The sequence below is a fragment of the Ruegeria sp. I1 genome, assembly GCF_056532675.1.
The window spans coordinates 198,546-222,875 of the sequence record NZ_JBQFNM010000007.1 but is presented as its reverse complement, the minus strand read 5'-3'; the positions used below and the strand labels follow the sequence as shown (position 1 = coordinate 222,875).

At 57.2% G+C, this 24,330-nt stretch carries 28 protein-coding genes; 13 read left to right on the top strand and 15 right to left on the bottom strand.

The features are described 5' to 3' along the window. From ACR0DH_RS14895 to parC, 3 genes are all read right to left on the bottom strand, one after another. A partial coding sequence (locus tag ACR0DH_RS14895) for a GTP-binding protein (RefSeq protein WP_215675807.1) occupies positions 1-91 on the bottom strand: 91 nt, incomplete at its 3' end. Positions 92-206: 115 nt separating this feature from the next. Then, the gene (locus ACR0DH_RS14890; protein ID WP_480502129.1) at positions 207-797 is read right to left on the bottom strand and encodes a hypothetical protein; all 591 of its coding nucleotides are present in this window, start codon (positions 795-797) and stop codon (positions 207-209) included. A gap of 98 nt (positions 798-895) precedes the next feature. Continuing rightward, positions 896-3,244: a DNA topoisomerase IV subunit A gene (gene parC, locus ACR0DH_RS14885; protein WP_480549907.1), complete on the bottom strand. Its 2,349-nt coding sequence runs from the start codon at positions 3,242-3,244 to the stop codon at positions 896-898. A gap of 205 nt (positions 3,245-3,449) precedes the next feature. Here parC and ACR0DH_RS14880 point away from each other — a divergent pair, with 205 nt between their 5' ends. From ACR0DH_RS14880 to ACR0DH_RS14855, 6 genes are all read left to right on the top strand, one after another. Next, positions 3,450-4,097, top strand: a complete 648-nt coding sequence (locus ACR0DH_RS14880) for an SH3 domain-containing protein (protein WP_480549909.1) — start codon at positions 3,450-3,452, stop codon at positions 4,095-4,097. Positions 4,098-4,166: 69 nt separating this feature from the next. Further along, complete coding sequence (locus ACR0DH_RS14875) at positions 4,167-4,994, top strand: SDR family NAD(P)-dependent oxidoreductase (protein ID WP_480549911.1); 828 nt, start codon at positions 4,167-4,169, stop codon at positions 4,992-4,994. 81 nt (positions 4,995-5,075) lie between these two features. Continuing rightward, positions 5,076-5,279, top strand: coding sequence for a twin transmembrane helix small protein (locus ACR0DH_RS14870; RefSeq protein WP_170531301.1), 204 nt, complete (start codon positions 5,076-5,078; stop codon positions 5,277-5,279). Further along, complete coding sequence (locus ACR0DH_RS14865) at positions 5,280-5,852, top strand: cob(I)yrinic acid a,c-diamide adenosyltransferase (RefSeq protein WP_480549913.1); 573 nt, start codon at positions 5,280-5,282, stop codon at positions 5,850-5,852. It begins immediately after the preceding gene. Positions 5,853-6,053: 201 nt separating this feature from the next. Then, positions 6,054-6,812, top strand: a complete 759-nt coding sequence (locus ACR0DH_RS14860; protein ID WP_480549915.1) for an electron transfer flavoprotein subunit beta/FixA family protein — start codon at positions 6,054-6,056, stop codon at positions 6,810-6,812. Further along, positions 6,812-7,741, top strand: coding sequence for an electron transfer flavoprotein subunit alpha/FixB family protein (locus ACR0DH_RS14855; RefSeq protein ID WP_480549917.1), 930 nt, complete (start codon positions 6,812-6,814; stop codon positions 7,739-7,741). Before ACR0DH_RS14860 ends, ACR0DH_RS14855 begins: the two co-directional genes overlap by 1 nt. 56 nt (positions 7,742-7,797) lie before the next feature. On the opposite strand, the gene ACR0DH_RS14850 is transcribed toward ACR0DH_RS14855, so the two are convergent. Further along, positions 7,798-8,610: a DUF6473 family protein gene (locus ACR0DH_RS14850; protein WP_480545018.1), complete on the bottom strand. Its 813-nt coding sequence runs from the start codon at positions 8,608-8,610 to the stop codon at positions 7,798-7,800. Positions 8,611-8,773: 163 nt separating this feature from the next. On the opposite strand from ACR0DH_RS14850, the gene ACR0DH_RS14845 reads away from it, so the two are divergent. Then, entirely contained in the window at positions 8,774-9,649 is an 876-nt protein-coding gene (locus ACR0DH_RS14845) for a 3-hydroxybutyryl-CoA dehydrogenase (protein ID WP_480545017.1), read from the top strand. Positions 9,650-9,721: 72 nt separating this feature from the next. On the opposite strand, the gene ACR0DH_RS14840 is transcribed toward ACR0DH_RS14845, so the two are convergent. The 8 genes from ACR0DH_RS14840 to ACR0DH_RS14805 are packed head-to-tail and all read right to left on the bottom strand — an operon-like array spanning position 9,722 to position 15,441. Further along, positions 9,722-10,621: a lysophospholipid acyltransferase family protein gene (locus ACR0DH_RS14840; protein WP_480549919.1), complete on the bottom strand. Its 900-nt coding sequence runs from the start codon at positions 10,619-10,621 to the stop codon at positions 9,722-9,724. Between the two features lie 39 nt (positions 10,622-10,660). Beyond that, positions 10,661-10,930, bottom strand: coding sequence for an HPr family phosphocarrier protein (locus ACR0DH_RS14835; protein WP_170531313.1), 270 nt, complete (start codon positions 10,928-10,930; stop codon positions 10,661-10,663). A 16-nt stretch (positions 10,931-10,946) separates the two neighbouring features. Continuing rightward, complete coding sequence (locus ACR0DH_RS14830; protein ID WP_170531314.1) at positions 10,947-11,339, bottom strand: PTS sugar transporter subunit IIA; 393 nt, start codon at positions 11,337-11,339, stop codon at positions 10,947-10,949. Continuing rightward, positions 11,336-12,217, bottom strand: coding sequence for an RNase adapter RapZ (gene rapZ / locus ACR0DH_RS14825; protein WP_480549921.1), 882 nt, complete (start codon positions 12,215-12,217; stop codon positions 11,336-11,338). Before rapZ ends, ACR0DH_RS14830 begins: the two co-directional genes overlap by 4 nt. Continuing rightward, positions 12,214-12,684, bottom strand: a complete 471-nt coding sequence (locus ACR0DH_RS14820) for an HPr kinase/phosphorylase (RefSeq protein WP_480549923.1) — start codon at positions 12,682-12,684, stop codon at positions 12,214-12,216. The genes rapZ and ACR0DH_RS14820 overlap by 4 nt, the downstream gene beginning before the upstream one ends. A gap of 4 nt (positions 12,685-12,688) precedes the next feature. Then, positions 12,689-14,407 carry an ATP-binding protein gene (locus ACR0DH_RS14815; protein ID WP_480549925.1) on the bottom strand — a complete coding sequence of 573 codons (1,719 nt, stop codon included), beginning with the start codon at positions 14,405-14,407 and terminating at the stop codon, positions 12,689-12,691. Between the two features lie 32 nt (positions 14,408-14,439). Next, positions 14,440-15,144 carry a response regulator transcription factor gene (locus tag ACR0DH_RS14810; RefSeq protein ID WP_480549927.1) on the bottom strand — a complete coding sequence of 235 codons (705 nt, stop codon included), beginning with the start codon at positions 15,142-15,144 and terminating at the stop codon, positions 14,440-14,442. 21 nt (positions 15,145-15,165) lie between these two features. Continuing rightward, a complete protein-coding gene (locus ACR0DH_RS14805; RefSeq protein WP_480852463.1) occupies positions 15,166-15,441 on the bottom strand; it encodes a hypothetical protein in 276 nt (91 codons plus the stop codon). Positions 15,442-15,491: 50 nt separating this feature from the next. Between ACR0DH_RS14805 and ACR0DH_RS14800 the strand changes: the two genes are divergently transcribed. The 3 genes from ACR0DH_RS14800 to ACR0DH_RS14790 all read left to right on the top strand — a co-directional run bounded on the left by ACR0DH_RS14800 (position 15,492) and on the right by ACR0DH_RS14790 (position 18,314). Further along, positions 15,492-17,090, top strand: coding sequence for a phosphoenolpyruvate carboxykinase (locus ACR0DH_RS14800; protein WP_480549931.1), 1,599 nt, complete (start codon positions 15,492-15,494; stop codon positions 17,088-17,090). A gap of 357 nt (positions 17,091-17,447) precedes the next feature. Then, positions 17,448-17,738: a hypothetical protein gene (locus tag ACR0DH_RS14795; RefSeq protein ID WP_170531325.1), complete on the top strand. Its 291-nt coding sequence runs from the start codon at positions 17,448-17,450 to the stop codon at positions 17,736-17,738. Between the two features lie 111 nt (positions 17,739-17,849). Continuing rightward, positions 17,850-18,314: a hypothetical protein gene (locus ACR0DH_RS14790; protein WP_480549933.1), complete on the top strand. Its 465-nt coding sequence runs from the start codon at positions 17,850-17,852 to the stop codon at positions 18,312-18,314. Between the two features lie 4 nt (positions 18,315-18,318). On the opposite strand, the gene ACR0DH_RS14785 is transcribed toward ACR0DH_RS14790, so the two are convergent. Further along, positions 18,319-19,083: a sulfite exporter TauE/SafE family protein gene (locus ACR0DH_RS14785; RefSeq protein ID WP_480549935.1), complete on the bottom strand. Its 765-nt coding sequence runs from the start codon at positions 19,081-19,083 to the stop codon at positions 18,319-18,321. 144 nt (positions 19,084-19,227) lie between these two features. Here ACR0DH_RS14785 and ACR0DH_RS14780 point away from each other — a divergent pair, with 144 nt between their 5' ends. Both ACR0DH_RS14780 and ACR0DH_RS14775 read left to right on the top strand, forming a co-directional pair. Continuing rightward, positions 19,228-20,919: an acyl-CoA dehydrogenase family protein gene (locus tag ACR0DH_RS14780; RefSeq protein WP_480549937.1), complete on the top strand. Its 1,692-nt coding sequence runs from the start codon at positions 19,228-19,230 to the stop codon at positions 20,917-20,919. A gap of 181 nt (positions 20,920-21,100) precedes the next feature. Beyond that, entirely contained in the window at positions 21,101-21,667 is a 567-nt protein-coding gene (locus ACR0DH_RS14775; protein ID WP_480549939.1) for a hypothetical protein, read from the top strand. Between the two features lie 2 nt (positions 21,668-21,669). Here the strand turns inward: ACR0DH_RS14775 and ACR0DH_RS14770 are convergent, their stop codons facing one another. Then, positions 21,670-22,902 carry a hypothetical protein gene (locus ACR0DH_RS14770; protein WP_480549941.1) on the bottom strand — a complete coding sequence of 411 codons (1,233 nt, stop codon included), beginning with the start codon at positions 22,900-22,902 and terminating at the stop codon, positions 21,670-21,672. A 218-nt stretch (positions 22,903-23,120) separates the two neighbouring features. Here ACR0DH_RS14770 and ACR0DH_RS14765 point away from each other — a divergent pair, with 218 nt between their 5' ends. Further along, a complete protein-coding gene (locus ACR0DH_RS14765) occupies positions 23,121-23,513 on the top strand; it encodes an META domain-containing protein (protein ID WP_480549943.1) in 393 nt (130 codons plus the stop codon). Here ACR0DH_RS14765 and recO read toward each other — a convergent pair. Then, complete coding sequence (gene recO, locus ACR0DH_RS14760) at positions 23,497-24,222, bottom strand: DNA repair protein RecO (RefSeq protein WP_480549945.1); 726 nt, start codon at positions 24,220-24,222, stop codon at positions 23,497-23,499. The two genes, ACR0DH_RS14765 and recO, sit on opposite strands and share 17 nt — an antisense overlap. Positions 24,223-24,330 lie beyond the last annotated feature (108 nt).

Here is a 24,330-nt window from a genome sequence, read left to right as displayed (position 1 = left end):
CTGCGGTCAGCGTGGTCTTGCCGTGGTCAACGTGGCCAATCGTGCCGATGTTGACGTGCGGTTTTGTACGCTCAAACTTTTCCTTTGCCATTCCTCAGGCGCCCTTTTGCATTTTGGGGGACCCTTGGTCCCGTGGTTACATCTGCGCGCGCGAGATATTTGGTTCAGGGGGGAAAATCAAGCACATCCTTGGGGAAAAGCCGAGCTCAGGCCGGATTTTGCACCAGTTCGGTAGAATCGAGCGGTTGGATCAGGTCTGGTCGCTTGTCGAACCAGCCATTGTCATTGTGCTCTTCGGCCAGCCATTCTTCGACGCGGTCAGCAACTTTAAGGGCCAAACCACTCATTTGCTCTTCTTTGGTTCGGGTGCGCCCCGAACCGGCAAAGGCGCTTTCCCCAGTCGTATCTTCCAGCACTTGGAACTGTTTGGCCTTGGCCAGAAACTCTTTCTTTTTCACGTCATAAACGTTTACCAAAACAATCGCGGTGCTTTTGGGATTGTAGATAACGGGAACTCCGGGAGGAGCCAGCATATAGCCTTCGAGGCTGATGCCGATGTCATATTCCTGCGCGCCTTGGTAGCGCCCCAGACGGATATCAACCGCGTTCTGGATCGCGTCTTCCCATTCTTTTGGGGTTGCATCGCGCGAAACCGGACCCTGTTTCGCTTTTTCGGCAAACGCGTAGTTCACCCGCAGCTTGAATTCACCCAGTGACTCGGGTTCTTCGTAAACCTGCGTCTGCGTGCAGGCGCCCATCAGGGCCAATCCGGTGATCAGTGTCAGAATGCGCAACATGTCTCGTCTCGATAGGCCTGTTTTTCTTTTGATTTAGCCCACCAACACAGGCTGTGCCAAGCCGCATCGGCAGAAATTCACCCGCGCAAGCCCCTTGATCACGAGAATTTATAGTCGCGTGGGAAACCATAGGGGGGCTTTTTCCCAACACTGGCGCGTTTGGCCAGCCACTGAGACATATCCGCCTCGTGCCGAGTCTTGTCGCCCCCCATCGACCATTTGAGGCCTTCCTCCCAATTGAAGGTGGTGATGTCAGACAGGCCGCCATCCAGTTCCAGCGTCCCCTGACGGCCCCGCGCCATATTGTATTTCTGCAGACGCACACCTTTGCCGCGTGTCATCTCGGGCAGGTCTTCGGTCGGGAAGACAAGGAACTTACCGTTCTGAGATACGACCGCCACATGGTCGCCTGCGACCGGCTTACAGATCATCGCCGTTTCGTCATCCTTGACGTTGAGCACCTGTTTACCGTTGCGGGTCTGGGCCAGCACATCATCCTCGGGCACCATGAAACCGTTGCCTGCGTCGGAGGCCACCAGCAGCTTTCGACCCGGTTTGTGGATCAGGATGTCGATGATCTGAGCCTCGTTCGGCAGGTCGACCATCAAACGCAGCGGTTCGCCCATGCCACGCCCGCCCGGCAGGTTGGCGGCGCTGACCGTGTAAAACCGCCCGTTTGACGCAAACACCAGCAGCCGATCGGTGGTCTCTGCGTGGAAGATGAACCGGGGGCCGTCGCCGTCTTTGAACTTCAATTCGCGTGCCAGATCGATATGTCCGGTCATTGCGCGAATCCAGCCCATCTGAGAGCAAACAACCGTGATCGGTTCCTTGTCGATCATCGCCTCAAGCGGCACTTCCTCGACCTGCCCTGCCTCGGCAAACTGCGTCCGGCGCGCGCCACCTTCATAGTCTTTGCCGAAGGTCTTTTTGGTCTCTTTTAACTGCTCTGCTATCTTGGCCCATTGCAGAGCGGGATCGGCCAGTAGATCTTCCAGATTGGCGCGCTCCAGCATCAACTCGTCGCGTTCACGGACCAGCTCCATCTCTTCCAGACGACGCAGGCTGCGCAGACGCATGTTGAGGATCGCGTCGACCTGAACTTCAGACAGCTCGCCTTCGCCCGGTTTGGGTGGGAGGTAGTCGGATTCATCCGTGGCGCGGACGTGGTCGATGCCCCAATCCTCGCGCATCAGGGCGGCTTTGGGGTCGTCGTCATATCGAATGATGTCGATCACACGGTCGAGGTTGAGGAAGGCGACGATAAAGCCCTCCAACACCTCCAACCGATGGTCGATCTTCGCCATTCGATGACGCGAGCGGCGCAGCAGCACCTCTTGCCGGTGATCAAGGAAAGCGCGCAGCACTTCCTTCATCGAACAGACCTTGGGCGTCACCCCGTCGATCAGCACGTTCATGTTCAGGCTGAACCGCACCTCGAGGTCCGAGTTGCGATAGAGCATCCCCATCAGCACCTCGGGGTCCACGTTTTTGGAACGCGGCTCGAGGATCAGACGGATGTCGTCAGCGGATTCGTCGCGTACATCGGCGAGGATTGGGATTTTCTTGGTCTGAATCAGCTCAGCGATCTTTTCGATCAGTTTGGACTTCTGAACCTGATAGGGAATCTCGGTGACCACGATCTGCCATTGGCCGCGGCCCAGATCCTCGACCTCAAATCTACAGCGCAGCCGGAAAGATCCGCGCCCGGTGCGATAGGCCTGCGCGATATTCTCGGGCGGCTCGACAATGACGCCACCCGTCGGAAAATCCGGGCCGGGCACGTAGTTCAACAACGTGTCGTCGCGGGCATCCGGCGTCTTGATCAGATGCAGACAGGCATCGCACAGCTCCGAGATATTATGCGGAGGGATATTCGTCGCCATGCCGACCGCGATTCCGCTGGCACCATTGGCCAGCAGGTTCGGAAACTGCGCGGGCAGCACGACCGGCTCGGTCAGCGTCCCATCATAGTTGTCGCGGAAATCGACGGCGTCTTCGTTCAGACCCTCAAGTAGCGCCTCGGCCACGATGGTCATCCGCGCTTCGGTGTATCGCGAGGCCGCCGGGTTGTCGCCGTCGATATTGCCGAAGTTCCCCTGTCCATCGACCAGCGGGTAGCGGACGTTGAAGTCCTGCGCCAGACGCGCCATCGCGTCATAAATCGCAGCGTCCCCATGGGGGTGATAGTTACCCATCACGTCGCCGGAAATCTTGGCCGACTTTCGGAACCCTCCGGTTGCACTGAGTCGCAACTCGCGCATCGCATAAAGGATTCGCCGATGCACCGGCTTCAACCCGTCCCGCGCATCCGGCAGGGCGCGGTGCATGATGGTGGACAGCGCATAGGTCAGATAGCGCTCACCAATTGCGCGGCGCAGCGGTTCGGCTACCTCGCCCCCACCTTCAGGGGCCTCCATATTGGGGTCGTCGATCGTGTCATTCATAGATGATGTGATACGACGCAAGCGCGGCTGGGTAAAGCAAGCATGGCCCATTTTGCTGGGGACAAGTCGTGCTTTTTGCAACAGGGGGAGGCAAGCCTGTGTTTTCCCCCGATTTTCGACTCAGCCATCAAAATATGGTACCATTCCGACAATAAATGAATGCTGCCTTTTTGTTGTTGTAACGATTGATTTTGGGGGATGCGCCATGACGCGCCTTATTCTTATTACATTTGCCGCACTCGGCTGGACCTTTTACGTGATGAGCGGAGGTCCGGATTTTGAACCACGCGGCCTGCGCGCCGACAATCCGCAACGTATGGCTGAAGCTTTCAGTCCCGCATCTAAGCCCGTGGCCTCAGCCCCGGTGGAAGAGCTTGTGACACAGGTCAGCTTTGAACCGACCCCGTCGAATCGTCCTGCACCAACACTTGAGCCGCTTGCAGAGCCTGAGCCAGCCCTGACCGAAGAAGAAACCAAGGCCATGCTGGCACAAGTGGCCGCTGGCCTGCAGGCGAACCCCTCTTTGTTCGAAGATCAGACAGTTTCGCTTGCGCTCGCATCGCTTGAAGACGGTGTTGCCTCGCTTCAACAGGTGGTCACAGATGCCGATCCCGAGATAGTAGGCGTGCCCGCTTTGCCTGAGCCAGAAAAGGACATCCGCGAGATTTCAGGCACACGCGTGAACATGCGCGATGGGCCCGGTACGATCTATCCGATCATCGGCAAAGCGCAGATCGGCCAGCAGGTCGAAGTTCTGAGCGACTCGGGCACCGGCTGGTTGCGCCTGCGCGTGTTGCCCGGGCAACAGGTCGGATGGATTTCAACATCGCTTGTCCGAAAAACATCAAACTGATTGTTTAGCGTCATTGTCCTGCCCCAATGCTGATCGTAGCTATTGAGCACATTCTGGTGCGGGACACTCATGCAAAAATCGATTCTCATCACAGGTTGTTCTTCGGGTATCGGGCTTGATGCGGCACACGGTATGCGAGCACAAGGATGGCGGGTGTTTGCCTCGTGCCGACAGCAGCGTGATTGTGATCGGTTGCGCGCCCAAGGCTTTGAAAGCCCGCGAATCGACTATGCGGATGCAGACAGTATCAAGGCCGGGTTGACCGAGGTTTTACAGGCCACCGGCGGCACGCTGGACGCCCTGTTCAACAACGGCGCCCATGGCCTGCCCGGCGCGGTCGAAGATGTACCCACAGACGGGTTGCGTCACATCTTCGAAGCCAATTTCTTTGGTTGGCACGAACTGACGCGGCAGGTCATTCCCGTCATGCGTGATCAAGGCCATGGGCGAATTGTTCAATGTTCTTCTGTACTTGGGCTGGTGGCATTCCCATGGCGGGGTGCATATGTGGCGACGAAATACGCCATCGAAGGGCTCAGCGACACGATGCGTCTTGAATTGAAGGACACAAACATCCGCGTGATCCTCATCGAACCAGGCCCGATCACGTCAAAGCTGCGTGAAAAGGCCATCCCGTTATTCGAACGGTTCATTGATTGGGAAAACTCGGCCCTACGAGCGAAATACGAAAACTCACTGCTGAGGCGGCTGTATGAGAGCTCGGGGCCCGACAAGTTTGAACTACCCGCCTCGGCGGTCACGGCCAAGCTGGTCCATGCGGTCGAAGCGCGCAGACCCAAAGCCCGCTACTATGTCACCACGCCGACCTATATCGCCGGTTATCTGCGCCGGATATTGCCCACAAGGGCGATTGACCGCATTCTGTCCGACATCTGAGACGAAATTACCGGTTCGCTTTTTCGGGTATCGGGGCTAGATCAGTCCAAACGAAACAAAAAACGCAGACGGTGAACCCTTATGGACCTTTTGATGGTCGTTTTGCTTCTGGCCATGGCGTCAGTGGTGGTCGTATTGGCGATCGGCATTTCCAACTTCGGCAAAGGCGGCATGGCGGCCGCGAAGAAAAGCAACAAGATGATGCGGCTGCGCATCCTGTTTCAGTTCATTGCCGTATTGCTGATCCTGCTCTACGTCTACCTCAAAGGACAGGGGGCATCTTAAATGGTTGTACTAAACAAAATCTACACACGAACCGGAGATGACGGGAAAACCGCCCTCGGCAATGGTGAGCGGGTTGCCAAATACTCTGGCCGGGTGGCCGCTTATGGCACCGTGGATGAATTGAACTCCTTCGTGGGCGTGGCACGCACAGAGGCCGGTGGTGAAACCGACGCGGCCCTCGCCCGCATTCAGAATGATCTGTTCGATCTGGGGGCCGATTTCTGCCGCCCCGACATGGAAAAAGATGCCGAGGCAGACTATCCGCCACTGCGCATCGCCCCTGCCCAGATTGACCGTCTTGAGGCCGAGATTGATGCTATGAACGCCGACCTTGAACCGTTGCGCAGTTTCATCCTGCCGGGTGGATCCCGTCTGGCGGCCCATCTACACGTCTGCCGCACCGTGTCCCGTCGGGCCGAACGCCTTGCCGTTGAGCTGACAAATATGGAGCCGGTGAACGAGGTCGCCGTAAAATACCTCAACCGTCTCAGCGACTGGTTTTTTGTGGCGGCACGCTGCGCCAACAACAACGGCAAAGACGACGTCTTGTGGATTCCGGGCGCGAACCGCTGACTGGCACGCCTGCAAATCAACTGCTTCTATCCGCAACAAAGTTTCGCGCCGTGGCGTCAAAAATTACGAAACGCGACGTCCCGAGCCCCTGACGTGACGATTTTGCCCTGTTGCACCGTGAATTGAGACGCTATTCAGTCGTCCGAGAGCATTGGTGGAGTCGCGTTGCGACTTACCGTTTTTGTGAGGAGAAAGCGCAAAATGAAGGTACTCGTGCCTGTCAAGCGCGTGATTGACTATAATGTGAAGGTCCGCGTGAAAGCGGACGGTAGCGGTGTTGATCTCGCCAATGTCAAAATGTCGATGAACCCGTTCGACGAGATCGCGGTGGAAGAAGCGATCCGCCTGAAAGAAGCGGGCAAGGCTGACGAAGTGGTTGCCGTTTCGATCGGCGTCAAGCAGGCGCAGGAAACCCTGCGCACCGCGCTGGCCATGGGTGCAGACCGCGCCATTCTGGTTGTTGCCGCTGATGATGTCCATCAGGACATCGAGCCGCTGGCCGTCGCAAAGATCCTAGCCAAAGTGGTCGAGGAAGAGCAGCCCGGCATCGTTCTCGCAGGGAAGCAGGCGATCGACAACGACATGAACGCCACCGGGCAGATGCTGTCGGCCCTGCTGGGTTGGTCGCAAGGCACCTTCGCGTCCGAACTGGACATCGAAGGCGATAGCGCCAAGATCACCCGCGAGGTTGACGGCGGTCTGCAGACCATCAGCGTCAAGATGCCGACCATCGTGACCGTTGACCTGCGCCTGAACGAGCCGCGCTATGCGTCGCTGCCCAACATCATGAAGGCGAAGAAAAAGCCGCTGGACGAGAAAACCGCCGCCGATTACGGCGTCGACGTCACGCCGCGTCTGGAAATCGTCAAGACCGACGAGCCGCCGGCACGTGCCGCAGGCATCATCGTAGGCTCGGTTGACGAGCTGGTCGGGAAACTCAAAGAAGCGGGGGCTGTGTAATGGCTGTTCTTCTTCTGGCTGAAGTCAACAATGGCGAGCTGTCGCTGGACGCTACCGCCAAGGCCGTAGCCGCCGTCAAGTCGCTGGGCGACATCACCGTTCTGGCCGCTGGCGGTTCCGCTGCCGCAGCTGGCGAGGCTGCTGCCAAGATCGACGGTGTCGGGAAGGTTCTGGTTGCCGAAGACGCATCGCTGGGCCACCGCCTGGCGGAATCGACCGCAGCCCTGATCGTGTCGCTGGCCGATGGGTATGAGCACATCGTGGCCCCTGCGACCACCGACGCCAAGAACGTGATGCCGCGCGTTGCTGCGCTGCTGGACGTGATGGTGATCTCGGATGCGTCCGGCGTGGTTGACGGCTCGACCTTCGAGCGTCCGATCTATGCGGGCAACGCGATCCAGACCGTGAAATCGAACGACGCCAAGAAAGTTGTCACCATCCGCACCGCGTCCTTTGACGCGGCAGGCGAAGGTGGTTCGGCATCGGTTGAAACCGTTGCGGTTCCCGGCTCCGCAGGACTGTCGTCCTGGGTTGAGGACAAGGTGGCCGAGAGCGACCGTCCGGAACTGACCTCGGCTGGTGTTGTTGTTTCGGGCGGCCGTGGTGTCGGCTCGGAAGAGGACTTCAAACTGATCGAAACGCTGGCCGACAAGCTGGGCGCGGCGGTTGGTGCCTCGCGCGCGGCGGTGGACTCGGGCTATGCGCCGAACGACTGGCAGGTGGGTCAGACCGGTAAGGTTGTTGCCCCCGATCTGTATGTAGCTGTCGGCATCTCGGGCGCGATCCAGCACCTTGCTGGTATGAAAGACTCGAAGGTCATCGTTGCGATCAACAAGGACGAAGAAGCGCCGATCTTCCAGGTCGCCGACTTCGGACTGGTCGCCGACCTGTTCCAGGCCGTGCCGGAACTGACCGAGAAACTCGGCTGATCTGACAGACCAGGTTTTTGCTGAAGCCTGTCGAAAGGCCCGCCAACAGGCGGGCCTTAGTCGTTCAGATCTCTGAGGTTAGGCAAGATAGCATCCGCAATGGCACGATGCGCGGCGGGGCCGATCATGTGTTCGGCCATTGGCTGCTGCAACGTGCCAAACAGCACATCCTCAAGCATCTCAGACGCACCTGATACGGCAACCTCGGCTTTGGCCACTTTCGCAGCAAACTGTCTGAGTTGACCCAGCATCGCATCGCTGATCTGTATCAGGGTATCCTCGACAAGCTGCACCCGACTCACCGTGAGGTGCAGCAGAAGAACCGGATTTTCGATGTTTAGCAGCAAGGTTTTCATCGCCTTCACCCAGCCTTCTTGCAGCTCCTGGGCGACCATCTCAAAACGGGCATCCTGATTGGCCTGAAGCCGGGTCAGCAAATGGCGCACAAAATTGATCTCGGCAAAGTCAATCTCGGGATACAATGCCAGAAGGTCGGGCGTAGGAGCAAGGAAGCGGTCGTTGCGGCGAGGGTGCACGCGATAGAATCGATTCGATTGACCATGAACCTCTGGCAGTTGCAGAATACACATCTGGCTGCCATTGATCAGCTCCAGCAAACCGTCGTCGCCAAGAATGGCATCAACACCTGAAAACAGGCTGCCCAGGTTGACGCATGTCTGTCGCAACTTGTCTTGAAGAACAGCAGGATACGGGTGCTCGACAAATCGCCCAAAGGTTTCATCCATGCCGACACAAGCCACATAGGGACCATCCAGCGCATTGGCAGGCCCGCGAAACCACAGTTTCGACCCAGAATACTGACATAGTTCGCCCCCGGCCACGCCGGAGCCTGCCTGATGATAGCTCATCTCACTCACCCATTTTTCACCCAACTGCCATCTTGACGCCCCAGATGTTGAGATTTTCCTAATATGCGCATTTGAAGCGAATTGCGGCCATACCTGCCCCTTGCCGCCCGCCCCGAACTGCCGATACTGTCGCCCATAACGCGCAGGGCAAAGGCAGCAGAACATGGATGTAAAATCGGTCGGAGTTATTGGCGCAGGTCAGATGGGCAACGGTATCGCTCATGTGCTGGCCTTGGCGGATTATGATGTTCTGCTGAACGACGTCAGCCAGGAGGCGCTTGACCGGGCGATCAATACGATCCAAGGCAATCTCGCGCGTCAAGCCTCGCGCGGGAAGATCAGCGACGAGGTAATGCAGGCTGCGTTGCAGCGGATCACAACAACGCTGGAACTGCCACGACTGGGCCAGACTGATCTGGTCATTGAGGCCGCAACCGAGCGCGAGACGATCAAACAGGCGATTTTCGAAGACCTGCAACCGCATCTTCTGCCACATACGATTCTCACGTCGAACACCTCGTCGATCTCAATCACACGACTGGCCAGCCGGACAGATCGGCCAGAGCGGTTCATGGGATTTCACTTCATGAATCCGGTTCCCGTGATGCAACTGGTCGAATTGATCAGAGGCATCGCGACCGATGAGCCAACCTATGCTGCGTGTAAAGCAGTGGTGGACCGTCTGGGCAAAACCGCCGCGAGTGCCGAAGATTTCCCAGCCTTCATCGTGAACCGCATCCTGATGCCGATGATCAATGAAGCCGTGTACACGCTTTATGAAGGCGTAGGGAACGTTCAGTCCATCGATCAATCCATGAAGCTTGGCGCAAACCATCCGATGGGGCCATTGGAACTGGCGGATTTCATTGGGCTGGATACCTGCTTAGCGATCATGAATGTGCTGCATGACGGATTGGCGGATACAAAATACCGCCCCTGCCCGTTGCTAACCAAATATGTTGAAGCCGGATGGTTGGGTCGCAAAACGGATCGTGGCTTTTATGACTATCGCGGTGAGGTTCCCGTGCCCACGCGCTGAGGGGGCCAGCCCCCTCGCCCGGATGGTATCCGGGCTCACCCCCGGGATATTTCTGGCCAGATGAAGAGTAGATCAGGACCTGTCTGATGTGCCCAAGGACATGGTGCGATCTCTGAGCCACGCCATGAACCCGCGCGGATCACGTTCCAGAAGCTGCATATCCTCGTCAGAGATCGGCTCTCCGATGACCGGAGATTGCGGTTTGTTGCAAGAGCGGACGATCTCATGCAGCAACAAGCCCTGGCGTAGGATCGGCGACAGTTTATTGGCAATCTGATAGGCACGTGAGTTACGACCCGGGAAATAGATCGGAACAACCGTTGCGCCCGAGCGGCGGATCATCTTGGCGGTAAAAACGTTCCACTCGCGTTCAATCGCAGGGCCGAACCAATCGTCCGACGACATCACCACCCCAGAGGGGAACAGCGCAACAACGCCACCATCCTTGAGGTGGTCCATCGCCTTACTGCGCATTTCCAGCATTTTTGCTTGCGCTTCGGGGTCGTGCGGAAAGGGTACCGGGATCATGAACGACGTGGCGGCCTCATCTAGACCGGTCAGAACCGAACGTGTCAGGATGCGGTAGTCACTGCGGACGCGCCCGATCAATTCTGCAAAGATCATACCATCCACCATGCCATGCGGGTGATTGGCAACAACGACAACAGGGCCGGTTTTCGGAATACGCGCGATCTGTTCTTCGGGCGTTGTAAGGGTAATCCCCATGGTCTTGAGCGCGCCGCTCCAGAACCGTTGGCCACGATACAGCTCGTTTTTCTTTTCGAACTTGTTGACCATCCTCAGAATGGTCAGCTTGCCGGTGCACCATTCGATGGCGCGAATAGCGGTTGCGGTCCAGGCATCGTCGAACGAGTTCGCATAGGTGAGCGTTCTACGATCGTAGATCTCGCCCTGATCCTCGGTCCCGTTTACGATCGGGCCTGTCTTGGTCTCGTGCGTTGTTTCCGCCAATTCCTGGTCTTCCCGTAGTTCCTGTCCCGGTGGGGCGGTTTAGAACCCTTCTCCGAACTTGTCATTCACAAGCGCTTCCAAGGCTTCTGCCAATGCCTCAGCATCTGGCCCCGAGGTCTGAACGTCAATAGTCGTTCCGCGTGAGGCTGCCAACATCAAAAGGCCCATGATGCTGTCGCCGGATGCAGAAAGGCCATCCTTGGAGACTTCAGCATTGGCATCAAACCCCTCGACAACCTCGACCAGTTTGGCGGAGGCACGGGCGTGAAGCCCTTTTTCGTTAATGATTTTCAAGCTTCGGTTGGTCATTTCAATCTGTCCGGTCTTAGTCCAATGTCACATTTTGCGCATTGATGTATTTGCGTCCAGCCTCCATCGCCTGACGTACTGCGTCAGCGACCGGCAGGTGGCGGCTTTTGGCCAATTTGATCAGCATGGGTAGGTTCGCGCCATAGAGGATTCGGCGATCCTGTGGCGCACAGGCCTTGAGGCTGAGGTTTGAGGGGCTGCCTCCGAACAAGTCTGTCACGATGACAACGCCGTCACCCAGATCGACCTCGTTCGCTGCACGGCAGATTTCGGCTTGTTTCTCTTCGCGGTCATGATCGGCTTCGATCGCGATCGCCGCCAAACCAGGTTGCGCCCCCACCACATGCTGCATGGCGGCCAGATACTCCTGAGCCAAACCACCATGCGCTACGATTACAATCCCGATCAATCCGGCCTCACATTCAACGCGCGTCGTTCCATTTCGCGGTGTCTAATTGCCACCTGCTGGCCCTGTTCTGCAAGGGCCTTTGCAACCGCTTCAGCCATTGCCACCGATCTGTGTTGCCCCCCGGTGCAGCCAAACGCCACCGACAGGTGCGCCTTGCCCTCGGCGCGAAACGCCGGCAGAAGCAGATTTAGCAGATCGGTGATCCGGTCAAAAAACGGCGAATAGTTCATATCCGACTGGACGTAGTGCGCGACATCCGGGTTTCGACCATCTGCCGACCGCAATTCGGGTCGCCAATAGGGGTTTGCCAGAAACCGGCAGTCGAAGACCATATCCAATCCACGCGGCAGACCGCGCTTGTAGGAGAACGATTCAATCGAGACCGCCAGATGCCGACCGTCTTTGGGCGCGAACCAACGCTCAACCTCCTCGCGCAGCTGGTGCACGTTTAACCCGCTGGTATCGATCAGAGTATCCGCGATCTCTCGAATGGGCGCCAACAGCTCTTTTTCACGGCGAACGCCGGTTTCTGGGCCTGCATCCTGAGCAACCGGATGGCGCCTGCGGGTTTCGGAAAAGCGCCTCAGCAACACATCATCGCTGCAATCCAGATAGAGAACTGTCAAATCCACTTGGGGCATGCGGCCCAGCTTCTCGGCAAGTTCGATAAAACCGATGGTCGAAAAATCCCGGTTGCGCGCGTCGATACCAAGGGCCATGGGTCGGTCAGCCTCTGCTCCGTCCATTAGACGCGCCAGAAGCCCCATGGGCAGGTTATCGATGGCCTCAAAGCCCAAGTCTTCCAGCACATGGATCGCTGTCGAGCGGCCTGCGCCCGACGGCCCTGTCACCAGAACGGTTCGCTTTTGCGATGTCATTTCGTCGGCCATTCCGGGTCTACGCGTCCGAATCTAAGAAGTTGCAGCAGGGCTGGTGCCAAATTGGGCACAGCAGCGCCCCGAAGCAAGGGCACGGTGCCCCAAAGCAGCGGGATCGTGATCGGATCAGGCAGGCGCGCTGTCTCTTTCTGATCCAGATCTACTACGAAATGCAGCTCAACAGACGGCTTATTCTGTACCCGCAGCAAGCCGATCCCGCGGGCTTCGATCAAACCGGCAATCTCTGGTACGGGTGACGCCATGATACAATCCCGTGCCATCCCAAGATCAACGCGATCATCGGCAACCAATACTGCGCCCTGCGTTATCATCTGCAGCGCCAAAGAAGATTTGCCCGCGCCAGAGGCCCCTACGATCAAGAGCCCCCTATCGGCAACCGCGACACAGCTGGCATGAACGCGGGTGCTGTCCCGGTCTGTCGCATCTTTAAGGGATGGGATGGCCATCGGATTAGACAGGTAGCCCCACGACAAAGCGCGCGCCCAGAGGATCCGAGGTTACATCGGCCTCGGTCGGGCGAATGTTTTCAGCCCAGATCACACCGCCATGTGCCTCGACAATCTGCTTTGAGATCGCAAGACCAAGGCCGGAATTGTTGCCAAAATGCTCGACCGGGCGCTGCGAGTAGAACCGTTTGAAGATCTTTGTCAGGGCCTGTTCCGGGATCCCGGGGCCAGTATCTTCGACTACAACCAACACTCGATTGTCCCGCTGGCGCACCCAGACGCGGATGGCGTCGCTTTCCTCGCAGAACGAAATCGCGTTGGTGATGAGGTTAACGAACACCTGTGCCAAGCGCGCCTCTAGCCCGTTCACGACAATCGGATCGGCAGGCAGGTCAGTGATATAGTCGATACCCTGCGCACGGGCGTCCTCGCCCAGAAACTGCCCGATATTGCCGAGCAGTTTAAGCAGATCGAAAGGCTGTTCTTCCTCTTTAACCAGTTCCGCGTCCAGACGCGAAGCGTTCGAGATGTCGCTGACCAAACGATCCAGACGCTTTACGTCATGTTCAATCACGCCCAGCAGCTTCTCGCGCTGATCATCGCGTTTGACCATGCGCAGGGTTCCGACGGCGGATTGCAGGCTGGCCAGCGGATTCTTGATTTCATGCGCGACATCGGCAGCAAATTGTTCATTCGCATCAATGCGATTGTACAGCGCAGTCACCATACCCCGCAGCGCGCGGCTTAACCGGCCAATTTCATCCGGTCGGGCGCTGAGGTCCGGAATGCGAATACGCCCCGGATTGACACCTGTGCCCCTGTCCTTCCCCATCTCGGCCGCCGAGGCGAGATCTGCCAACGGGTTGGCAATAGTCGAAGCCAGAACAAGGCTAAGGCCGATCGAGACCAGCAGCGCAACAACAAACATCTGAAGGATACGTTCCTGCTCACGCCTTGCAAGCGCATCGATCTCACCCGCAGGACCGGACATTGCCACGGCACCTGCTGGAACGCCTTCATACAGGATCGGAGCGGCGGCCACGATCACCGTATCTCCGGCATCATCCTGCACAGCCTGAACCTGACTCTGGCCCATCAACGCTTGCGGAATAATAGCCTGCACCTGTTGTGCCAATGTCGGAGCCTCGGTGTCCGAAGACCAGTTGAATATGCGTGACAATCCCGTCCAGACCGCATTCAAGGCGTCACTGATGACGGTGCCGCCTGTCCGCATCTCGGTGTCCGGCCGCAAAAGTACAGGAAGCTCCGATGCTTGCGGCGCGCCCCGGGTCCAGCCGATCAGCGTACCGCTGGCATCGTAGACAAAGACCTCGCCCCCTTCGGGCAGGCTGAGACCACCCAACGTATCCTTAACGTCAAGTTGGCTTGTATCCTGCGACGATTGCACAACACCCTGTCGCAACTGTGTTTCGAACACATTGCTGACCAATTGGGCGTCACCCATCAGGTTACGTGCGGTCTGCTGCACCTGCTCGGAACGCGAGTCATCCAGATAAAGCAGACCCGTCACCAGGATCACGAGGGCAATCAGGTTGAAGGTGATGATCTTGCGGGCCAGAGGTGACCCGCGAAGAGAAAACAGGTTCCTGCGGGACCGCTTCTCTCGTAACTCCGCAGACTCGGGGTCCTGGGGGATAACCCAGTCATCCCCAAGAACGACATCACCGTCGCGCGTTTCATTGGCTTGTTCGGTGTCGCGCACGGGACCCCATTACCCCTTGTAGATGGCCGCGCCTATTCTTCGTTGTATCTGTATCCGATACCATAAAGCGTTTCGATTGCCGAAAACTCAGAATCTGCAGCACGCATTTTCTTGCGCAGACGCTTGATATGGCTGTCGATGGTACGGTCATCCACATAGACCTGATCATCGTAAGCCACATCCATCAACTGATCCCGGCTTTTGACAAAGCCCGGACGCTGTGCAAGTGCCTGCAGCAACAGGAATTCGGTCACGGTCAACGAAACATCGGTGCCCTTCCAACTGACCGCATGGCGCAAGGGATCCATCCGTAGCTCTCCACGCTCCATAACCTTGGTGTCGCCGGTGGTGGCAACTGTTGCGTCACCGCTGGTGGCTTCTTGCCGGCGCAGCAAAGCGCGAATGCGCTCAACCAGCAGACGCTGAGAGAATGGCTTTTTGACATAGTCATCAGCCCCCATACGCAGGCCAAGAACCTCATCAATCTCGTCATCTTTCGAGGTCAGAAAGATCACCGGCATTTGCGTCTTCTGGCGCAGCCGCTGCAACAGGTCCATCCCGTCCATACGCGGCATTTTGATATCCAGAACAGCCATATCCGGCAGTTTCTTGTTGAACGCGTCCAGCGCGGCCTGTCCATCATTGTAGGTTTCAACCTCGAAACCTTCGGCTTCGAGCGTCATGGATACGGACGTCAGAATGTTTCTATCGTCATCCACCAGTGCAATCTTTGACATCGGGCTTACCCCTATTCCTGCTCACATACGCAATAATACGCTTTTTTGTAAGGTATTGTTGGCGTTTTTGCTGATCCGAATCAATCCGTAACCGTGAATCGTGCCATTGTTGCGGCAGCTATGCGGCAAAAATGCCTTGCTGCCCGCAAAATGCTGCCCAGTTTTCCGACAGGAAATTTTTGGTGGCGCTAAACCTGAACTTGGTTGCGCTAACTGCGCCAAACCGTCCTGTTCACGCCCCAAAGGACCATGATAAGACCCGCCCATCGGCCGGTTTTCCCCGGCAAACTGCCCCAATGGCGCACCCGACCCAACAAGTCGCAGCGCCGCCACAGGAGAAGACACGCATGACATCTGGACGGGTTAACCCGCAATTCCGCCTCGAAGATCAGGGGATCGAGGGCCTGGGCAATGTCTATTACAATTTCATGGAACCAGCGCTGATCGAAGAGGCGCTGAAGCGTGGCGAAGGCACGCTGGGCAATGGCGGTGCCTTTCTGGTCACCACCGGCAAGTTCACTGGCCGCTCCCCCAAGGACAAGCACGTTGTCAAAACCGACAGCGTTGCCGACAGCATCTGGTGGGAAAACAACGCCGCGATGAGCCCAGAGGGGTTCGATGCGCTTTATAAAGATATGCTCGAGCATATGAAAGGCCGCGACTATTTCGTGCAGGACCTCGTGGGCGGAGCTGATCCCACCTATTCAATCAATGTGCGCATGGTCACCGAATTGGCCTGGCATAACCTGTTCATCCGCCACCTGCTGCGCCGTCCGGATCGAGAGGACCTGGACGAGTTCATCGCGGATTTCACCGTCATCAACTGCCCCAGCTTTCAGGCCGACCCGGCAAAGCACAACTGCCGCAGCGAGACGGTCATTGCGTTGAACTTCGACCGCAAGCTGATCCTGATCGGCGGCACCGAGTACGCGGGTGAGAATAAAAAGTCCGTCTTCACCCTGTTGAATTACATGCTGCCCGAAAAAGGCGTTATGCCGATGCACTGCTCGGCCAACCACGCAGTGGGCAACCCGGTCGACACCGCCGTCTTCTTCGGCCTGTCCGGCACCGGCAAGACAACGCTGTCCGCCGACCCTGCGCGCGTTCTGATCGGTGACGACGAACATGGCTGGTCGGATCGTGGTACCTTCAACTTCGAAGGTGGCTGTTATGCCAAGACGATCAACCTGAACGCCGAGGCCGAGCCCGAGATCTACGCGACGACCAGCAAGTTCGGCACGGTCATCGAAAACATGATCTTCGACCCCGAAACCAAGGAACTGGATTTCGACGACGACTCGCTGACCGCGAACATGCGCTGTGCCTACCCGCTCGAGTATATCTCGAACGCCTCCAGCAGCGCTTTGGGTGGGCATCCGAAGAACATCATCATGCTGACCTGCGATGCGTTTGGCGTTCTGCCTCCGATCGCACGATTGACCCCGGCGCAGGCGATGTATCACTTCCTGTCTGGCTTCACCTCGAAGGTTGCCGGGACCGAGCGTGGCGTGACCGAGCCGCAGCCGACCTTCTCGACCTGCTTTGGCGCACCCTTCATGCCGCGCCGGCCCGAGGCCTATGGCAATCTGCTGCGCGACAAGATCGCCCAGCACGGTGCAACCTGCTGGCTGGTCAACACCGGTTGGACTGGCGGCGCCTACGGTGTGGGCAGCCGGATGCCGATCAAGGCGACCCGCGCGCTGCTGACAGCTGCGCTCGAAGGGTCTCTGGCTGACGCCGAATTCCGCAAGGATGCCAATTTCGGCTTTGACGTACCCGTTTCAGTGCCCGGCGTTCCCGAAGTTCTGCTGGACCCGCGCCGTACGTGGGACGATCAGGCAGCCTTTGACAAGCAAGCCGAGAAATTGGTGCAGATGTTTGCCGAGAATTTTGAGCAATACATCCCCTTCATCGACGACGACATAAAATCGGTCGCAATCGGCTAAACAGACAGGGGCGCTTGCGCCCCTTCTTTTTTGCGTCATCAATATGGCGCTTTGACCTTCAATAGTTACGCGACGGCACCATTCTCCACAATTTTATTGTTTTGACACTCAGATTGAGATAGGCACTCTGCCCATTACTAAGACCTCCGATGCAACTGCGCCGGAACCAAAACAGAAAGCACCACAGGGTTTCTCGCGCCTGCATACTCACCTCTGCAGATCGGGCCACCCAAATAGCAGAGTAAACCACTTACACGGGGATACGTGCCAGCGCGCAACTTGTTGAACACCCAAATTCAACCGATTTCGCGCCACCAGGACTGGACAGTGTCAGGCACGAAGCAAGACAGGTAAAATATGACAGAAATTTCGAAACTGACCGAGCTGCGCAAGTTGATGCAGAGCATGGAGCGTACATTGGGGCTGGAGAATCTCTCACCGGTCGAGCGCGACATCTACTACGCGGCCGAGGAGCTGTCGAAAGCAGATCAAGAGGTTCGGACATTCGGCTTGATCGAACACACACTGGTCCAAAGAGTTTCGCGCCCGACTTTTTTTCGTGCGCTGAAATCGTTGGTTGAAAAAGGCTATTTGTCTCAAAGCGGCAATGCAAATCGAGGGCGATACATCGTTCATGCGCCCAGATAAGCTGCGCCTCTTACGCGTTGTCGGTTGATCCCGGTGCGCAGGTGGGTCACCGAAACTTTCTTTGCCTCTTTGGCTTATGTGGTCGCATCACTCCTCACCTTTGAGGTTTTGATGCCGCTACAGAACATGTTCTTTCCAGAATATCCCAGCCGGGCAAGCCTGCTGTTTCTACCGCACGGTGTGCGCGTGCTATCCGCCTGGCTGTTGGGTTGGCGGGCGATCTTTGCGCTGTTGCCGGGGGTCATTGCGGTTTTTGCAATACTGGGCGGGGCGGATCTGTTCCTGCCCAGCCGCCTGATGGCCATTGCCATCGCGGTCACAACCGTACCGGCGGTGTTCTACCTTCTGAAATGGATGGGTTGGGATTTGTTCCCAAGAGCCGACAGAAAGCCCTGTTGGATTTGCGTCATGGGCGTTGGCGTAATCACGTCAATTCTGGTCTCTGGCCTGACCAACATGGCCTTTGGCAGCGCGACGGTTGAATATGTTGCCTTTTTGATCGGCGATATCTCGGGCCTGTTTTTCCTGATGCTGGGTCTCTATTTTGTGTTTCGCTTAGCAGACAAACGGGCATAACCGGCTAGCCAAACAGACCGCGCCGCACAAGGTTCAGCCCTGCGATCAAAAGCACCAACAGAGTGATTTTCCGAAATCTGACCTGATCAATGCGCGTTTGCTGCCGCATCCCCAACCACAACCCTGCAAGGGCTGGCACGACCAATACCGCCGAGAACGGTGCAGTGTCACGATTTAGAATCCCCGATCCGATATGAGCAACCACCAAGGCAACGGCGCCCAGGCCATAGATCACGCCCTGAACCCGGAATTGCTCTTGTTTCGGTGTATTCAGGGCTGTCAGGTAAGCCACGGTCGGCGGACCCCAAACCCCCGACATCCCTCCAACAAAACCTGCGACAGCGCCTATTGCGGCCTCAACGAGGGTGGATGCTGACGTCAGTGAGACCTTAACTCCGCAGACCTGGATCAGCGCAAAGACTGTCACTGGCACACCAATCAGCAACAAAAACGTGGCCGTGGGCACAAGCGCCACGAGCTGAGCGCCGATTAACAGGAACACCAAACCAACAGTCAGAAAAACCTTGAACCGCCGGATCGATTCATAGGCGGCCCGAACCCCTTCGCGCAGCGCCTGCACGCCGTTGGTCACCAGTGTGGGCAAGATCAACCCGGCGACTGCAAGCTCGGGCGGCAAAATCATACTGAGACCCGAGACCAGAACCATGGGCATTGCAAACCCGACCATGCCTTTTATCCAACCTGCTAGGCACGCAATTGTGGCAGCCACGGCAAGATCAAAAGGGGAGAGCATAGAAAGCAATGTCATGGCTTCTAGATATCATTGCAGAAAATCTCTGCACTGCAAAAACGAAAGCGCAATTTTTGAACTTTTTCGCAGCGTAATAAGTATTTTTGTTGCGCTGCACGTGCAGCATGATATGACCAGACCACCCAAGACAGGACGCGATTCATGGCCCATGATGGACAGGACATATCCCAGATGACCACCAATGCAACTTTGCCAGACCTTCTGAACCTGACCAGCAAAGCTGTACCCGCTGTTGAAGCTGTCTTTGAAAAGGCGCGCGTTTCAGTACGGGACAAGGTGACATCTGATGGGCGCGTCTCTGGTGCGTTGATCGAAGCCAACCAAACCGCCGCCCATGGGCTTGCATGGCTGGCCACATATCACCAATCGCTACAACAGATGCAGCGGTGGGCCGAAGCACTGGAAGCCGCAGGCAAGTTCGGTGAGATCGAACAGCTGCTGCATCAGATCGCCTTTGGTGAATACCTGCATCAGGTGGCCGGTGGCATCCCCATGAACCAGGGCGAAGTTGTGCGCCTTCAGGATCTTGGCCTTGGTTGGGATGCGTTGTCCGGGTTCCAATGCCCCGAGGTGCAGACCCTCATGTCGCAGGCCAACTCACAGGCCGCGCGGACACGTTTGGTCGAATTGATGGAGGCGCAGGCCGGTGCCGCCATGTTCGGGGCTTCGGGGCTGGATGAAGAGCTTGAGATGATCCGCGACCAGTTCCGCCGCTATGCGGTCGAAAAGGTCGAACCCAACGCCCATGACTGGCATCTGAAGGACGAGCTGATCCCGATCGAGATCATCGAAGAGCTGGCCGAAATGGGCGTGTTCGGCCTGACCATACCCGAAGAGTTCGGCGGATTTGGCCTGTCCAAGGCCTCAATGTGCGTGGTCTCGGAAGAATTGTCACGCGGCTATATCGGCGTCGGTTCTCTGGGTACCCGGTCTGAAATTGCGGCTGAATTGATCCTGGCTGGCGGCACGAACGAACAAAAAGCCAATTGGCTGCCCAAACTTGCCAGCGCCGAGATCTTGCCGACCGCCGTGTTTACAGAACCCAATACTGGCTCGGACCTTGGCAGCCTGCGCACCAGAGCGGTCAAAGATGAGAACGGCGACTACCAGATCACTGGCAACAAAACCTGGATCACCCACGCGGCCCGCACCCATGTTATGACCCTGCTGGCCCGCACCAACCCGGACAGCACCGACCACCGTGGCCTGTCCATGTTCCTGGCCGAAAAAACCCCGGGCACCGATGAAAATCCATTCCCCACCCCCGGAATGACCGGTGGCGAGATCGAGGTTCTGGGCTATCGCGGGATGAAAGAATACGAGCTGGGCTTTGACGGTTTCCACGTGAAAGGCGAAAACCTTCTGGGCGGGGAAGAAGGCAAAGGCTTCAAACAGCTGATGGAGACGTTTGAATCTGCCCGCATCCAGACTGCCGCCCGCGCCATTGGAGTGGCGCAATGCGCACTGGATATTGCCATGCAATACGCGCGGGATCGCAAGCAATTCGGTAAATCGCTGATCAACTTCCCTCGCGTCTCGGGCAAACTGGCGATGATGGCGGTCGAGATCATGATCGCGCGTCAGCTGACTTATTTCTCGGCCTGGGAAAAGGACCACGGCCATCGCTGCGACCTTGAGGCCGGTATGGCCAAACTACTGGGCGCCCGCGTCGCTTGGGCTGCAGCTGACAATGGCCTGCAAATACATGGCGGCAACGGCTTTGCGCTGGAATACAAGATCAGCCGCGTTCTGTGTGACGCACGCATTCTGAATATCTTCGAAGGGGCTGCCGAAATTCAGGCACAGGTCATCGCACGACGTCTGCTCGGATGATCGAACAAGGCAGCCTTGTTTCCCCAACTGACCCGGTCTTAGCGCCGGGTCTTTTCTTGCGCCAGTTGTTGTAACCAACGCAGTCCAATTCCCTGATCCCGTCGTGTTGGCAAACCTGCGGCCAAACTTCCCCTATGAAATCCGTTGGTACCCGCTTATTGGCACAAGACGAAACTGTTCAATGCTGGCACCTGACATGACACGAATACTGGTTCTCTGGGCTATGTTGACAGCCCTGATCCTAAGCGGCTGCGCGGTGCCGCAGCCAACCGCAAATCAGGATGATATCGACGCGCTGGCAAAAGCCATTCAATCCCTCGGGCCAGAGGTTGATCCGGTCGAGGCACAAACCGCCGCATCGATCTCGTACACCTATTCTCAGCAACTTGCCCGAGAATGGAATGTAACCGACCCGGCGATCATACATAACGCCAAGGTCGCCAACGGCTTTCGGGAATACGGGCTGTGCAATGACTGGGCGCAGGCCATGACGCGGCGACTGCGGCAAGAGGGGTTTCGAACACTCGAACTACACTGGGCTACATCACCACCGACACCATTCCGGATCATTCACCATTCCGCCTTGATCAGTGCCAAAGGCGATTCGATGTATGACGGCATAATCCTTGATCCATGGCGCAATAGCGGCGCCTTGTTTTGGGGACCGGTCCGGGAAGATACCCGGTACAATTGGCGCCCAAGGATGGAGGTGCGCACGCAATTGCTAAACGGTGAACTTGCGTTCTGAGATCAGGGCCCCGTCTCGCATTTTGAAATGGTGTCGATCACTACGGGCAGCATCCGGGCCGCCACCAGTTTCGACCCTTCCGCCGTCAGGTGCGTATAGTCGACATACAGGCTTTTGTTTTTGTGTTCAGGAGCTGCGATCTCAGCGATTTCGGTATAGGGAATATCGGCCTGATCAAACAGCGCCGGAAACTCAGCGCGCGCGCGCGACATCACCTGCTCGCGCCCGGGTACATACCAGTCGCGCGTGATCTGAGCGATTTCCTGATCTGCCGCGCTCAGGTTTTTGACGTTTTCGAATACCACCTCAGGCTGCAGGAAGACATGGTAGCAGAACCCGTGATAGGCACCAAAAGACTCGATCAGCTTGTAATTGCGCAAAAACCCACGACGTGCGGTCTCGGCCAGCTCGGCTGAGAAATCGCGTTCCAACGCGGTCACGTCGCCGGTCAGATTGTAGTTGGGTGCCTCATAGCGCTGATACAAACCTTGGGTGAATTTCGACGCCAGCTTGAACGTATAGGAATACTCGGCCGGGGCCCGCAAGAACGCATAGGCCGCAAAGAAAGGCTCGCGGTCGTTGAGCGCATCCACCATCCGAGCCGAGGAATAGCCATAGCTCTGGATCGGATTTTTAACCCCCACATTGTAGAAATCATTGTGACCGTCCAGAAAAACAATCAGGTCAGGCTCGTACTCATAGAGCGTCTCGTAGATATACAGCACATGCTGAAAGCTGTGATAGGCGGCAACACCGGCGTTGATCACCTCGATCTTCACACCGGGCATTTCATCCTTCAGCTGCTCGCGGAGAGTTTGTTCAAGAAAGTAGGACACCGTTTCACTATTGGTAAGCGTCGGATGATCTGGATACACGCGCCCTTGTGATCCGATGGCATAGGCGGTGGAGCCGCCCATCAGAAAGATGCGGTAGGTGCTATTCGGCTTGGGCAGATCGACAACGGAGTCATACCGGAACCCCTGATCCGAATGAATGCGCTGCCCGCCAGTATCGAATTGACGTTGGTAGTCGGGGTTAAGTTCATGCCCTCGGATCGAGGAGTAAAGATGACGCTCGGCCTTGCCACCGAGCGCATTGTCAAACAGGTGGACAACCGCGACGTAAGACAACAATTCAACCAGCAGGAACAAAAACACCAGATAAACCAGGACGATCACGACTTTGACGATGGGCCGCGTTCGCTTTTTGGTTTCGGTGTCGCTGACCTGTGACATGAAACAAACTCTGCTTTTGCGCTACCAGCTTAATGGGCATTGCCCTTCGGGATTAGCTGTGATGCTGACTAGGGCCCGGGTTTGGCTTGGCTCCACTATGTCGATTTGTGACCTTGGGTCAACTATGGCCTGAATACGACCAGAAGCCTTCAACTTCCTTGACGATGCCGGATCGACACGCCTAAAGGCGAAGCGTTCCGAGGTCGTGGGAGACTGATATGATCCGCCTTGCCTTTGCGTTACCGCTCATCGGGCTCTTGCAATGTGACCGGGATGAAACCTTGTCTGCCTATGGTGCGGCAGACCAGTCATGGCAGTTGCAGGAGATTGATGGCCAATCGTTTGAGGCCAGCGCGCTGCTACGGTTTCCCGCAGACGGGCAGATTGCCGGAAATGCCCCCTGCAACAGCTATCAGGCGACGATCAGCGCGCCATATCCCTGGTTCGAGATTGAAAATCTCAGCGCGACGCGAGCGGCCTGCGCATCGCTCGAACTTGAAGGCACTTATTTTGCCGCGTTGATGGCGATGACTCAATCCGAGGTGTCGGGGAACGTGCTGATCCTGCGCAACGATGCCGGGCACGAGATGGTGTTCAAAGCCGTCGAGTAAGTTGATCTACAAACCGCGCCCGTGCCTGAGGCAATGGCGTATGACCCAACGCAGGGGCGACGCGGTTTTCCAAAAAATAGCCCGTGGTCTTTAAGCCGGTTGCAACCTCAACATCCGGCGCATCGCCTTCGCCGCGCAGGCAAAGTGGCAATGGCAGCAACCGATCTGCCCAATCACCTGCGCCCTCTGTGCTGACCGCCCGCCCCGTTTTGGGTGAGACAAAGGCCAACCCCTCCGTCGCGCCGGTGACGGCGCAGGCTGACAGGTCCAGACCAAAGCCCAGCTCCTCAAGCAGCGCCAACTCCCACTGCAGATAGGCCAAAGGCCAAATGTCATCCTGTCCCAACAGGTCCATCAATTGTTCGGTCTGCTTGTAGATCGCCGGATACGGCTCTCGCTCTGGCAGACAGAAGGACAGCAGCGATACAACCGCGTTCAAACCTGACAAGGCCAACCGCCCCGAAAACGCCGCCGCTGCACGGGACCGCAGGGGTTCAACCTGAAACGTGCCGATATGCTCCTCCAACCGCGCGCGCCACAGCACATCCAGCTGCGCGCCCGGCTGGAGGATCGGCGCAATCTTCCGGCTGGTCCCACCGCGCACAACCCCGGCATGGCGACCGTGGGCTTCAGTGAAAACCTCGACAATCGCAGATGTTTCGCCGTGTCGGCGAGAAGTCAGAAGTATGCCGTGATCGCGCCAGTCCAAGGCTGTATCCGTTCGGTAGTCTTGTCTATTCGCAGAAAATCTCATGCCCGCTGAACACACAAGGCAGAAACTGGCCTAGGGGATTTACGAGGTCGAACAATCGAGTTG